Origin of the sequence: Spirosoma lacussanchae (genome assembly GCF_005870035.1) — a bacterium.
In the GTDB taxonomy this organism is placed as follows: Bacteria; Bacteroidota; Bacteroidia; order Cytophagales; family Spirosomataceae; genus Spirosoma; species Spirosoma lacussanchae.
The window spans coordinates 1028422-1041727 of sequence record NZ_SWJG01000001.1; the positions used below are offsets into that span (position 1 = coordinate 1028422).

At 55.8% G+C, this 13306-nt stretch carries 10 protein-coding genes; 5 read left to right on the forward strand and 5 right to left on the reverse strand.

Annotated elements, in window-relative coordinates:
• Nucleotides 1-50: 50 nt before the first annotated feature.
• The 3 genes from FBR45_RS04225 (at nucleotide 51) to FBR45_RS04235 (ending at nucleotide 3721) form a co-directional block, all read left to right on the forward strand.
• Nucleotides 51-917 carry a PE-PGRS family protein gene (locus FBR45_RS04225; RefSeq protein ID WP_138499610.1) on the forward strand — a complete coding sequence of 289 codons (867 nt, stop codon included), beginning with the start codon at nucleotides 51-53 and terminating at the stop codon, nucleotides 915-917.
• Between the two features lie 42 nt (nucleotides 918-959).
• A complete protein-coding gene (gene crtD, locus FBR45_RS04230; protein ID WP_138499612.1) occupies nucleotides 960-2453 on the forward strand; it encodes a 1-hydroxycarotenoid 3,4-desaturase CrtD in 1494 nt (497 codons plus the stop codon).
• 89 nt (nucleotides 2454-2542) lie between these two features.
• Nucleotides 2543-3721 carry a cation:proton antiporter gene (locus tag FBR45_RS04235; RefSeq protein ID WP_138499614.1) on the forward strand — a complete coding sequence of 393 codons (1179 nt, stop codon included), beginning with the start codon at nucleotides 2543-2545 and terminating at the stop codon, nucleotides 3719-3721.
• Nucleotide 3722: 1 nt separating this feature from the next.
• On the opposite strand, the gene FBR45_RS04240 is transcribed toward FBR45_RS04235, so the two are convergent.
• A complete protein-coding gene (locus FBR45_RS04240) occupies nucleotides 3723-4061 on the reverse strand; it encodes a hypothetical protein (RefSeq protein WP_138499616.1) in 339 nt (112 codons plus the stop codon).
• 39 nt (nucleotides 4062-4100) lie between these two features.
• Here FBR45_RS04240 and nhaD point away from each other — a divergent pair, with 39 nt between their 5' ends.
• On the forward strand, nucleotides 4101-5396 hold the full coding sequence (gene nhaD / locus FBR45_RS04245) for a sodium:proton antiporter NhaD (protein WP_138499618.1): 1296 nt from the start codon (nucleotides 4101-4103) through the stop codon (nucleotides 5394-5396).
• A gap of 93 nt (nucleotides 5397-5489) precedes the next feature.
• The gene (locus FBR45_RS04250) at nucleotides 5490-6200 is read left to right on the forward strand and encodes a LolA-like protein (protein ID WP_138499620.1); all 711 of its coding nucleotides are present in this window, start codon (nucleotides 5490-5492) and stop codon (nucleotides 6198-6200) included.
• A 334-nt stretch (nucleotides 6201-6534) separates the two neighbouring features.
• Here the strand turns inward: FBR45_RS04250 and clpB are convergent, their stop codons facing one another.
• The 4 genes from clpB to FBR45_RS04270 all read right to left on the reverse strand — a co-directional run bounded on the left by clpB (nucleotide 6535) and on the right by FBR45_RS04270 (nucleotide 13185).
• Nucleotides 6535-9195 (reverse strand): ATP-dependent chaperone ClpB, encoded by a 2661-nt coding sequence (gene clpB / locus FBR45_RS04255; protein ID WP_138499622.1) that lies wholly within the window; start codon nucleotides 9193-9195, stop codon nucleotides 6535-6537.
• A gap of 466 nt (nucleotides 9196-9661) precedes the next feature.
• A complete protein-coding gene (locus tag FBR45_RS04260) occupies nucleotides 9662-10915 on the reverse strand; it encodes a DUF418 domain-containing protein (protein ID WP_138499625.1) in 1254 nt (417 codons plus the stop codon).
• Between the two features lie 163 nt (nucleotides 10916-11078).
• Nucleotides 11079-12032 (reverse strand): TspO/MBR family protein, encoded by a 954-nt coding sequence (locus FBR45_RS04265; RefSeq protein ID WP_138499627.1) that lies wholly within the window; start codon nucleotides 12030-12032, stop codon nucleotides 11079-11081.
• A gap of 94 nt (nucleotides 12033-12126) precedes the next feature.
• Nucleotides 12127-13185 carry an endonuclease/exonuclease/phosphatase family protein gene (locus tag FBR45_RS04270; protein WP_138499629.1) on the reverse strand — a complete coding sequence of 353 codons (1059 nt, stop codon included), beginning with the start codon at nucleotides 13183-13185 and terminating at the stop codon, nucleotides 12127-12129.
• Between the last annotated feature and the right edge of the window lie 121 nt (nucleotides 13186-13306).

The window sequence follows — 13306 nt, forward strand, 5'->3', positions numbered from 1 at the left end:
TTTCGTCTGGCCTTTCGTTACTTTGAGGCACAATCAACCTGAAAGACTTCATGCGTATTGTTCTTATATTAATCGGCCTGCTCACCGCCAGCTCCTGCAAACTGGAGTTGCCGGGTGTAGATCAGGCTCAGTTTGCGGACCCGACGGCAACCCCCGTTCAGGCTGGTCTGATCGACGAAGCCTCGGGTATGGTCGATAGCCGAACCCAGCCGGGTAACCTCTGGATCAACCAGGACAGCGGCTCACCAGCCGAATTAGCGCTGCTCGGACACAACGGGCAACTCAAAGGCCGGATCAGCGTTCCGCGTTTCGAAAACCGCGACTGGGAAGAGCTGGCCAGCGGACCGGGCCCTCAGGACGGCGTTAACTACCTCTACATCGGCGATATTGGCGACAATAACGCCCAGCAGCCGTTTCTGCAGATCTACCGACTCCCGGAGCCTGCCAACCTGCAAACTCCGATCACGCAGATTGAGCGGATCAACTTCCGCTACCCCGATGGCCCCCGCGATGCGGAAGCTATGTTCATTGATCCGGCTACTAAAGATATCTACATTATCTCGAAGCGGGAGGCCAACGTGCGGCTGTATCGGCTGCCGTACCCGCAGAACATCAACGAGTTGACCGTTGCCGAATCGCTGGGTGAAATTCCCATGACGTTCGTAACCGGAGCGGCTATTTCGCCCGATGGATCCGAGATTGTGGTACGGACTTATACCGAAATCCGGTACTGGAAGCGGAATGCCGGCCAAAGTATTGCCGATGCCCTGCAACGAGGTAATAGCAAGGCCTTGCCGTATCGGGTAGAGCCGCAGGGTGAAGCCATCTGTTTCGACAAGGATGGCAAAGGCTATTTCACCATCAGCGAGAAAGGCAGCGCTTCTGCCGTTAATCTCTTTTATTACGCCCGGAAATAACCAGCAACGGAACGCCCTGTTGCCGGTTCACTTTATCACCTTTTGAAAACTGCTGCTGTTATCGGGGCCGGTATTGCCGGTATTGCGTCGGCCATCCGGCTGGCGGTGAAAGGCTATTCCGTCGACGTATTCGAGGCTAACGACTATCCGGGCGGTAAACTCTCTGCGTTCGATCTGACCACAGAGCGGGGGAGTTACCGATTCGATGCGGGGCCGTCGTTGTTTACGATGCCGCACCTGGTCGATGAACTGTTTCAGCTGGCGGGTCGGCAGCCGGCCGACTATTTTAACTATATCCGGCTGGACGAAACCTGCCGCTATTTCTGGGACGATGCCACCCGGCTCACGGCCTGGGCCGACCATACCCGATTTGGTCAGGAAGTAGAGTCCGTTCTGGGCGAACCCGCCGGTCATCTGCTGGACCACCTCCGCGACAGTGCTCTCAAATACGAGGTGACCGAAAAGCTATTTCTGCACCGGTCGCTGCATAAAATTAGTACCTGGATGAACCGGGATGCCTTGCGGGGCTATCTCAACCTGCCCAGGCTGGGGGTGTTCAGCACCATGAACAAGGCCAATGAAGGTCGGTTTCGGCATCCCAAGCTCGTTCAGCTGTTTAATCGCTACGCCACCTACAACGGCTCTGACCCGTACCAGACACCTGCCACCCTGAATATCATTCCGCATCTGGAGTATAACATCGGCGCTTTTTTTCCGGTGCAGGGCATGGTCAGCATTACCGGGAGCCTGGTTCGGCTGGCCGAAGATCTCGGCGTGCGGTTTCATTACCGGGCGCGTGTAAGCCAGCTCGTCACGAAAGGAACGCGGGTGCTGGGCGTTCAGCTGGCGGGCGAGGACCTTCCGCGGCCCTACACGCTGGTTGTGTCGAATATGGATGTGGTCAGTACGTTTCGGAAACTGCTGCCCAACGCCCGGCAGCCGGAACGAATTCTGCGGCAGCCCAAATCCAGCTCGGGGCTGATTTTTTACTGGGGTATCCGGCGGGAGTTTGCCGAGCTGGGGCTGCATAATATATTCTTCAGCAACAACTACCGCGCCGAGTTTGCCGAGTTATTTGGCCAGAACCAGCTGTACAGCGACCCGACTATCTACCTCAATATCACGTCGAAACATAAGGCCGATGATGCTCCGCCGGGCTGCGAAAACTGGTTCATCCTGCTCAACGCGCCCAACAATACCGGCCAGGACTGGGATACTATCATCAGCCGGGCGCGGCAGGACGTGATCCGCAAACTGAGCCACAATCTGGGCGTTGATGTGGGGCCGCTAATAGAAACCGAAGCTGTTCTGGACCCGCGCAGTATCGAAGCCCGGACCTCATCGAGCCAGGGTGCTCTGTACGGCAACAGCAGCAACAACCGGTTTGCGGCTTTCCTGCGGCATGCCAACTTCTCGCACGAATTCCGGAACCTGTACTTTGTAGGGGGGAGCGTTCATCCCGGCGGAGGCATTCCGCTCTGCCTGCTCTCGGCCAAAATCATGACGGATCTGGTTAACGAGCAGGCCAGCCAGTAGTTTAATTCTGACGGGTAGCTACGGCAACAGAACGTAGTAAACCAGATGCGGTACTCTGTAAACTGAGTACCGTTTTAGTATCTTGCTGCATGGATTCCTCAATTCTGATTATAGTGCTGAGCCTGGCGGTGCTGATTTCCTACGGCTTCGACCTGTTCAGCAGTCGTTTCAAGATTCCATCGGTGCTGTTGCTGCTGGCGTTGGGTATGCTGACCCGGCAGGCCACCGACTACTTTAGCGTGCGGGTGCCTTATCTGGATACCATCCTGCCAACACTGGGCACGCTGGGACTTATTCTGATCGTGCTGGAGGGCGGGCTGGACCTCGAACTCCACGGTGAGCGACTGGGGGTGCTGCGCCGAACCCTGCTGGCGTCGCTGCTATCGATTATTGGCGGTACGCTGCTGATGGCGGGCACGCTGTATCTGCTGCTCAACGATACGTTTTACCATTGCCTCATTGCGGCTCTTCCGTTTTCTATCATCAGTAGTGCCGTTGCCAATGCGAGCGTGACCAACCTCTCGGATGGAAAACAGGATTTTGTAGTTTATGAGTCGGCCTTTGCCGGTATTCTGGGTATTATGGCCTATAACTTTCTGCTGCTCAGCCGCGATTCGGTGCTGGGAGCGGTCTGGTTCTTCGCACGCGACACCCTGGTGATGGCGCTGATCTCGCTGGCCTGCTGTTTCCTGCTGCTTTACCTGATCAGCCGCATCAACCACCGGATCAAGTTTCTGCCCATTATTTCGGTGCTGTTTCTGGTCTACGCCCTGGCCGAAATAAACCATCTGTCGTCGTTGCTGCTGATCCTGATCTTCGGGCTTTTCCTGAACAACACGGAGCTGTTTATCCGCGGCACACTCAGCCGTATTCTGAAAAACGATCTGTTTGAGAAAGAGCTTGAGCAGCTCAAAAACCTCACCGCCGAGGGGGCCTTCGTTGTCCGGACATTTTTCTTCCTAATTTTCGGCTACATAGCCGTACCGAGCGAACTCGTTGATACGGATGCTCTGATTGTCAGTGCGTTATTTGTTTTTATCATCATTGTCTGGCGCTGGCTTACGCTGCGCATCACCTACTCGAGTGCTGCAAGACCCCTGCTCTGGATTGCGCCCCGTGGTCTAATCACGATTCTTCTTTACCTGAACATTCCGGAGAACCTGCGGCTGGTTGGCTTTCGCGAGGGCATACCCATGCTGGTGGTGGTGATGTCGTCGCTGGTGATGATCGGCGGGGCGGTTCGGGGGCAGCGGCTGAACAACGAGTGAACTACAGCCTGCTTTTCTTTGTCCATTTCAGAAAGGCCCAGACCGGTCGTATGGCCAGGTAGCCCAGATTCTGGTCGTTGGCAAACGCTTCGCGCTCGAAGCTGATATTCCGGTAAGCCGTATAATGATCGCGGTACTGAAACCGGCGGATCGCGTATTCGATCAGATACCAAAGGTAGAAAGGTACGACGCCCAGCTCCAGTTGCTGGCGCAGGTGAATCCGTTCGTGATTGATCAGCGTGGCACCGGGGTTTCTGTGCCGGACCAGAATGAATGGAAACAGGGCCATGCCATCGGGGCCAAGTGCAGGAATTCGTAAAATAAATAGCTTCTTTGCCATCGACATACAGACAATTGCGGAGTCGTTCCGGTTCTACTTATGACAATAACCCTCATCATACTCTTCGTTATTGGGTACATTCTGATTACCCTCGAGCATCCGATCAAAATTAACAAAACCGCTACGGCGCTGATTACGGGCGTGGTTTGCTGGACGGTATATGCCCTGTCGGTCAGTGATATAGAAGCCGTTGTCCACCACCTGGGCGAGCACCTGACGGGGGTTGCCGAGATCCTGTTTTTTCTGCTGGGGGCCATGACCATCGTTGAACTGATCGATGCACACGATGGCTTCACGCTCATTACCGACCGGATTGCCAGCCGCAATACCCGTACGCTGCTCTGGATTATCAGCCTGCTGACATTTGTGCTGTCGGCGCTGCTGGATAATCTTACCTCGTCTATTGTCATGATTTCGGTAGCCCGTAAGCTGGTCCGTAACGCGGAACAACGGCGGGTCATTGCCGGTATGATCATCCTGGCTGCCAACTCCGGCGGGGCCTGGTCGCCCATTGGCGACGTAACGACGACTATGCTCTGGATAGGCGGGCAGATTACCACCGCCAACATCATTCGCGAATTGTTACTGCCCAGCCTGGTCTCGCTGGTCGTGCCGCTGGGTATCCTGACATTCATGTACAAAGCCGATACGCAGGCCGCTCAGCCAACGGCGAAGCAGGGCATCAGTCGTCCCTATGTATCGAAGGCGGCCCGACGCGACCGACGGCTGATGCTGGCGATCGGACTGGGAGGCATGCTGTTTGTGCCGATCTTCAAAACCGTTACCCATCTGCCGCCTTACATGGGCATGATGCTCGTGCTGGGTGTGATTTGGGTGGCGTCGGAGGTGATTCACAGCGATAAGGATGAAGCCGAACGGCAGAAATTTACAGCCGCTCACGCCCTGAGCCGCATCGATACGTCCAGCATTTTGTTCTTTCTGGGCATTCTGCTGGCGGTCGGTTCGCTCGAAGCGACGGGCGTGCTGCGGAGCCTGGCTGGCGCGTTGACCGATTCTGTCGGAAACCTGGACGTAATCGTCCTGCTGATTGGGATCGTATCGGCGGTGGTTGATAACGTACCGATTGTAGCGGCTGCCATGGGGATGTACGATTTGCAGACCTACCCGCCCGATGCCAAGCTATGGGAGTTTCTGGCCTACTGCGCCGGTACCGGTGGCAGTCTGCTGCTGATCGGGTCGGCGGCCGGGGTAGCGGTTATGGGTATGGAGCGCTTATCGTTTGGCTGGTACCTGCGCCGGATCAGCTGGCTCGCGCTGATCGGTTATGCCGCGGGGGCTGCGGTATACCTGGTTGAATACGCCCTGTTCCGATAGCCGAAGCCGCCTGTACAGGAGCTGCTGAATGGCTTGCTGATTCAGGTCCGATCGCTTACATTTGGTTGAACCAATCACCCCCCTTTTCTCCTCATGAAACGATACATTATAGCCCTCTTGTTGCTGCCTGCGATGCTCCGGCAGGCCACCGCACAAGACACCCCCACGGCCGATCAGGTACTGGACAAATACGTTACGGCCCTCGGCGGTAAAGATGCCCTGATGAAGGTAAACGATCTGACAATGAGCATGTCGAGCGAGACCGAGCGCGGGGTGATGATCATTACCCGCAAGCAGAAACTACCCAACAAGTTCTCGATGGTGATTAACGCCAACGGTATGGAGGTGATGAAGCAAACCGGCGACGGACAGAAGGTACTCATGGGCGGGATGCAGGGCAGCCAGACACTAGACGGCCCGGCGGCCCAGCAGATGACCCTGATGAATACGCTGTTTCCGGAGTTGCACTATGCCGAAAATGGGGTGAAAACCACCCTGGTCGGGCCCGAGACCGTTGACGGTAAGAGCACCTATAAACTCAGCCACACAACCGCCGACGGATCATCTACCTGGACAGACAACTTCGACACCAGCACGGGCCTGAAAGTGCAGTCGGTCGTAACCAACAAATCGCCCCGGGGTAGTATGACGACGACAACCGTATACGACGATTATAAGGATGTGAGTGGCATTAAATTCCCGATGACGCTTAACCAGAAGTCGGCCCGCGGTACCATGGTCATGACCGTCGATAACGTGAAGGTGAATAAAGGGCTTAAAGATTCGGATTTCAAAACCGAATAAAAGCACCGACATCTACCGACATGCTACCGACGCTGCGCTGTGAAGGCCCTGACGGGCCATAGATGATCGGGCCGTTTGCTGCTACCGACGCTGCGTTGTGAAGGCCCTGACGGGACAAGGCGATCCTGCCGTTTGTTACCGACGCAGCGTTGTGATGTGGCTATGATTCGAGGGTAACCTATAGATAGCTTTTTTGTCCTCTCATCGGGATGGCAACGAATAGGCTTAATTGACTGTTCGTCGTTCGCGTTAAGTAACGGTGCCATAATCAGGAACTGCCTGACAGGACATAAAAAAACGCCCGACCTGCTGGCCGGGCGTTTTTGTGTCTTTGTTAGTCGAGTATCGGTACCACCTTGTCGAGGTTGTAGAAGATGATATCTTCTTTGCCGCTTTCGTCTTCGTTAAGCATCATGCCCACGATGGCGTTTTTCTGAATCCGGCCCGACAGAATTTCTTTCGAGAGGGCGTTCAGGATGCGCCGTTGCAGCACACGCTTCAGCGGGCGGGCGCCAAACTGAGGATCGAAGCCTTCGCGGGCGATGAAGTCGAGTACCTCCGTGTCGGCTTCGAGTGCGATACCCTGCTCGGCCAGCCGGTGCTGGATTTGCCGGAACTGGATCTCCATGATCTTGCGCACTTCGCGTCTGGTCAGCGGCTGGAACATCACCAGCTCATCGATCCGGTTCAGAAACTCGGGTCGTACGGTCTGCTTCAGCAACTCGAACACCTCTTCTTTCGTGCTCTCAATAATCTGATCAGCATTCTGATCCGTTATATCGGCGAACCGCTCCCGGATCACGTGCGACCCGATATTCGAGGTCATGATGATGATCGTATTTTTGAAGTTGGCTACCCGCCCTTTGTTGTCGGTCAGGCGACCATCGTCCAGCACCTGCAGCAGAATATTAAACACATCGGGGTGCGCTTTCTCGATCTCATCGAGCAGGATAACGCTGTACGGTTTCCGACGAACGGCCTCCGTTAGCTGACCACCTTCGTCGTAGCCTACGTAGCCCGGAGGGGCACCAATCAGGCGGCTCACGGCGTGGCGCTCCTGGTACTCGCTCATGTCGATGCGAACCAGCGCGTTCTCGTCGTTGAACAGGAATTCGGCCAGGGCCTTGGCCAGCTCGGTTTTACCGACGCCGGTTGTACCCAGGAAGATGAACGAACCGATGGGGCGCTTGGGGTCCTGCATACCCGCGCGGCTCCGACGTACGGCATCCGACACGACCTCGATCGCTTCTTCCTGACCCGCTACGCGCTTGCCGAGTTCCGCTTCCAGGAATAGCAGTTTGTCGCGTTCCGACTGGAGCATTCGGCTCACTGGAATACCCGTCCATTTGGCCACCACTTCGGCAATATCCTCGGAGGTGACTTCTTCCTGTAGCATAGGGCTCTGGGTGTTAGACACGTCGCCGTCGCCTTTCTCCCGTTGCAGTTCGTTCAGGCGTTTTTCAATTTCCGGGATGCGGCCGTACCGAATCTCGGCTACCTTCCCGTAATCGCCCGCGCGCTCGGCCTGTTCGGCTTCAATACGGAGCTGATCGAGTTGTTCTTTCAGCGTACGGCCTTCGTTGACCGACGCTTTTTCGGTTTCCCAGCGGGCCTTCAGTTCGGTGCGCTGTTCGTTGAGTTCGGCAATTTGCCGGCTCAGCACACTTTCTTTGTCGCGGTCGTCTTCGCGCCGGATGGCTTCGCGTTCAATTTCCAGCTGCATGATCCGGCGGTTCAGCTCGTCGAGCTCTTCGGGTACGGAGTCGATCTCAAGCCGGAGTTTGGCTGCTGCTTCGTCCATGAGGTCAATGGCCTTGTCGGGCAGGAACCGGTCCGAAATGTAGCGGTTCGACAGCTCAACGGCGGCAATAACCGCGTCGTCTTTGATGCGTACGCCATGGTGCAGCTCATAGCGCTCTTTGATACCGCGCAGGATCGAGATCGCATCCGGCACGTCGGGCTCGTCGACCAGTACGGCCTGGAACCGGCGTTCCAGGGCTTTGTCTTTCTCGATGTATTTTTGGTATTCTTTGAGCGTAGTGGCGCCAATAGCGTGCAGTTCGCCCCTTGCCAGAGCTGGTTTCAGCAGGTTGGCCGCATCCATAGCCCCTTCGCCACCACCGCCCGCACCGATGAGAGTATGAATTTCATCGATGAACAAGACGATTTCGCCATCGGAGTCTGTCACTTCCTTAATGACAGCCTTCAGCCGTTCTTCAAACTCGCCCTTGTATTTGGCACCAGCCACGAGCAAGCCCATGTCCAGCGACATGATAATCTTCGACTTGAGGTTTTCCGGAACGTCGCCCTGTACAATACGCTGGGCCAGTCCTTCTACAATGGCGGTTTTACCAACACCGGGTTCGCCCAGCAGCATCGGGTTGTTTTTAGTCCGGCGGCTCAGGATCTGAAGCACCCGCCGTATTTCTTCGTCGCGGCCAATCACCGGGTCAATTTTGCCCGCGCTGGCTCGCTCGTTGAGGTTGATACCGTACCGCTCCAGCGACTGGTACGTTGCTTCTGCGTTTTGGTCTTTCACAGGATTGTTTTTGCCCCGCAGGTCGCGAATGGCATCTTTTAGGGTTTTTTCGGAGAATCCGATGTCTTTCAGTAACGTAGCTACGGTGTCTTTACCACCAACGAGGCCAAGCAGCATCATTTCAACGCTGACATACTCGTCGCCAAAGTCTTTCATTTGCGTCTGTGCCCGTTGCAAAGCCGCGTTCAGGTCATTGCCCAGGTAGATGCCCTGCTGCTGCCCACCCGCAACGACCACTTTCGGGTATCCGTTGATGATGGCATCCAGGGCGAGGGTCAGTCGTTTGATGTCGGTGCCGAGTTTCTTAGCCAGAAACCCGACGGTGTTTGGGTCTTCTTCTAAAATGGCTTTCAGCACATGGCCCGTTTCGACCGTTTGCTGCTGATTACCCTGCGCCATCTGGGCCGCATGCTGCACGACCTCCTGCGCCTTGATGGTATAGTTGTTAACGTTCATGGCTGGTTGAGGAATGAATGAGATAAATCAATAACCAGAGAGTACCGTCAGTCTTTACCAGTTGGTAACAAACTCCGGGCCGGGTCTGTTTTGCGGACATTTTGACGTAAAATAAGCTATCCGGGTCGCTAAATGCGTCAAAATGTCTGTTCGGAATTGTATAGGCAGGTTTGTTCAGGCGTTCTGAATGCGCAAGGTTCTCGGTATTCCGCCTGTGGCCTACGGGATGCATGTCAACGGCAATTGGCCAAGGCGGATATGATTAGCTCCATAGGAGCGACAGGTCAATAGCAGTTGGATAGGATAAATACGGTCGGCTTCGCAGGAGCTGGGTGTCCATAGCCATACGGACGGAGTTTATAGAGAAGCCCCGTGGGGGCGGCATGAATTATGACATGCCGCCCCCACGGGGCTTGGTTGTGGTGATATCCCGGTTATTGGAGGGTAGGAATATGGTTGCGGTGGTTTACGGGTGGCGGGCCTGCATGGGTTGCGACTTCAGATACGTTAGCGAGCGCCATAGCCACTCCAGGGGGCCGTAATGAAACCGGGATAACAAAAACTGGCTGAACAGCACCTGCACCAGAAAAATGGGAATAGTAAGCAACAACACCGTTGCTGTGCCGATTTCGCCAATCAGGCCGAGGCCGTAGCCGTAGAAGAGCAGCGTGCCGATGACCGATTGCAGGATGTAATTCGTCAGGGCCATCTTCCCAACGGCAGCCAGCGGTGAAACGACCCGCTGCCAGGATAGCCGCTGGAAAAGCAGGGTTAAGCCACTGATATAAAATACCGTTAGGGCAGCATTCCCCAGATCGAAGAGAAATCCAAAAATAACCTCGATTACTTTGGGAGGCTGGCTGTTAGGGCCGAGGGTCAGAATAGTCGCTACAAACAGAAGGATGATACCCAAGACCAGTAGCCCCGTATACCGTGTCAGCTGCCGGAAAAACGGACGGTATTCGCTGAGCTGCTGGAACAAGCGCCGACGACCGGCATACAAGCCCAGCAGAAAGAAGCCTAGGGTGATATAGATACGCCCGCTCTCGAACTGGAACTGCATCTTGGTTTTGAATTCGCTCAGGTTCACGCGGACAACCTCTGCGTACGTGCCTTGCTTGATGACTTTGTAATTGGCCTCTACCAGCTTCTCGTCCTCTTTTTGCCGCTGTTCGTTTTGGGTTTTCGTGGGTTGCGGAGCTACAAACTGGTTGTAGTTATTCCGTATCTGAGCCGGTACGTTCAGAACCAGTAGTATGGCCGCAACAAGCACCCAGCGGGTTGGTACGTTCCGGAACAGGAGCATGCCAAAACCCAGCATGGCGTAAATGCTCAGAATGTCGCCCCGCCAGTGTAGGTGATGGAGAAATCCGATGGCACCCAGGATGAGCAGCCGCCAGGCAAATCGGCGGAGAAACGTGCCGTCAGAATCGGTAGAACGGGTCAGCATGAGCGCGAAACTCAGCCCGAATAGAAACGAGAAGAAGGTGTAAAATTTACCGCTGATAAAAATACCCACAAACGTCTGGGCCACCATGTTGGCGGTTCCCTGGCTGTTGATCTGGTAGACCGAGCCGGGTAACGGCCCACCATCGAACCAGACCGATACGTGGGCAATTAAGATGCCGAGCAGGGCAAAAGCGCGCAGCGCATCCACAACCTGAATGCGGGATGGTTTGCTGACCGGTGCCGAAAATGTGGGGGTGTCAGGAGCGTACATAACGGATCGGGATTAGGAAGATAAACAATACCGTCATTTTGCCACGTAAAGCAAAACATAGTTACACCAATGACAGAATAGTCTGATAAACGTTGCTCACAATAAAAAAAGACCGCCCGATCGGGGCAGTCTTTAGAAAAACAGGCTCGACAAAATAGAGTCATCAATCCAGTCCTTCGGCTTCGATCGGCGTCATACGTTCCCGTTCGATATTGGTTTCATGCTGAAGCCCCGAATATACATCGGCCGGGTTGTCCTGATAATCGGGATCGACTACAGCCGCGTCGAGAACCGTACGGTCATGGTCACGAAACTTTCCTTTGGGAAGCCAGTAGGCCAGCAAACCGACATACGCGGCTGCCAGACCGGCTGCCGTCAGCCCTACAACCGGATAGCGGTTCCACTGCCGGGAAGCAATGCCGCCAAAGCCAGCCACAAACGGGAGCATGAACCAGGGATCGTTGAGTTGGCGCGCTACCAGATAACCCGCGCCCGCCGTAGCACCCAGAATGCCCGCGGCTACGGGTACATCCCGCTCGTCATCAGTTTCCCAGGCATCGAGAGTCAGGAGGGTATCGGGGGTGCCGACAACGGTGGCGGCCGTTAGCCAGCCGGTATACAAACTGACCGGAATCCGCAGGTATTTTTCGGGAGCGGGTACGTCGGTTTTGCCAATCTCGAGCGCATGGTGCAAGCCCAGGGCTGCTACCAGGTTAGCCTTTGTAGTGAGATCAGACACGACAACACTGCGTTTATCATCCTGCGAAAAATAACGGCCGAAGATGGCGTTGAGCGTCCAGCTGGTTAGCCACCACGGTAATGCTTTCTGGTAGCGCGGGTTGTAGGCCTGACCCGGCAGCGCCTGGTGAACCATCATTGCCCCTAGCCCCGAATAAATAGTTGACCAGACCACCCCGAACGCCCAGCCAGCCGGGATGATCAGATTGCGGTCGAATACGTTCTGGTATTCGGCCGGCACATCGAATTCAGGTTCTGATTCGGCCTGTTGCATCTGTTTGCCTACCCGACGCGAACGGGCACTGGAGGTGGTGGTATAGATAATACTGCCGACGGCCAGTACCGCCGTGGCGATGCGCCAGATTGATGAGTTTTTCATAACGATAGTGGTTATTAGCTGTCGGGTCGGCCGCGTGGCGGATGGCCCGATTTTCTATACAGAAAAACTACCGGCGTGCCAAGATGTTTGCCGATCAGGGGCGGCTCGCAAACCGAAGGTCGACCAGTAGCGCGCGGTGGTCAGAGCCAGCCTGCGGGAGCGTTCGGAACTGACTGAACTGAAAGCCCGCATTGGCGAACGCATGGTCGATCGGAAGCTGGAGGGGCGGAAAGAAGGCGGGCCAGGTTGGCTGGGTACGCGTGTGCCGACCGCTGGTTAGCGCGGGCACGTTAGAGCGCCCGCCCGTAGCGGGAACGGCGTTGGGCGGTCCAAACACATCGGCATACACGGGCGAAAAAATACTGATGTTGAAGTCGCCGATGAGCAGGGCAGGCAGGCTGTGGTAGCGGGTTCGGCGGGCGGCTTCGGTCAGTTGGGCATTGCGCCCCCTGAACCAGGACGGGAGCAGCGGGATGCGTGGATGAACGGTGACTAGGGCCATCGGCTGGCCGTTCACAACCGTCGTGAGGGTAATGAGCTGATGGTTGCGGGCCAGGGCCGTATCGACCCGGATGGGCGTGCGGCTACCGACCAGTATCCAGAACCGTTTCTTCGACCAGCACGCGAACCAGTGCGGATACGCTCCGCAAAGGCGGGTTGTAACGTACCGAATGCTGGCGGGTGTCATTTCCTGTAGCACGTATAGGTCGGGCCGTTGTTTTCGGAGGGTGGCCAGGGTTGTCTCGTATTCGCTACGGGTAACGAGTACATTGGCGTGGTAGACCCGAACGTCGCCCTGCGGGGGCAGAACCGGCTGATTGTAGTCGCCCGGATACCACCAGCCTGCGTAGTTTGTCTTATTCCAGCCAAGTAGTGCCAGCGTCAGAAGCAGGAACCAGGGGTGCACCCATCGTTTGTGCCATACCCCACGCAGCCCGTTTGCCAGTAGTAAGGCCAGCGCAATGCATGTGTACTGAACTTGAAAATGGCTGAATAACTCGAAGAAGTAGAGCTGACCGAGCCAGCTTCCCAGCGCAACGCTGCCGAAGAGCGCTACCGATCCCCACCAGAGCCACCAGTCGGCCGAGGTCAGATACGGGCGAACGCGCTGCCAGTAGGCGCCGATTATTGAGGTTGAAGAAGGTCGAACCATAGCCTATCCGGGGCCCAAAGCTACGAAAAAGCCTTTACCAGCGTCGGCAGTAGGGCTTTCTGGGCTGTACAGACAGTAGGCTATCGGCGGTTATCGTCTTTCTGCCCTACAGGCTCTTTAA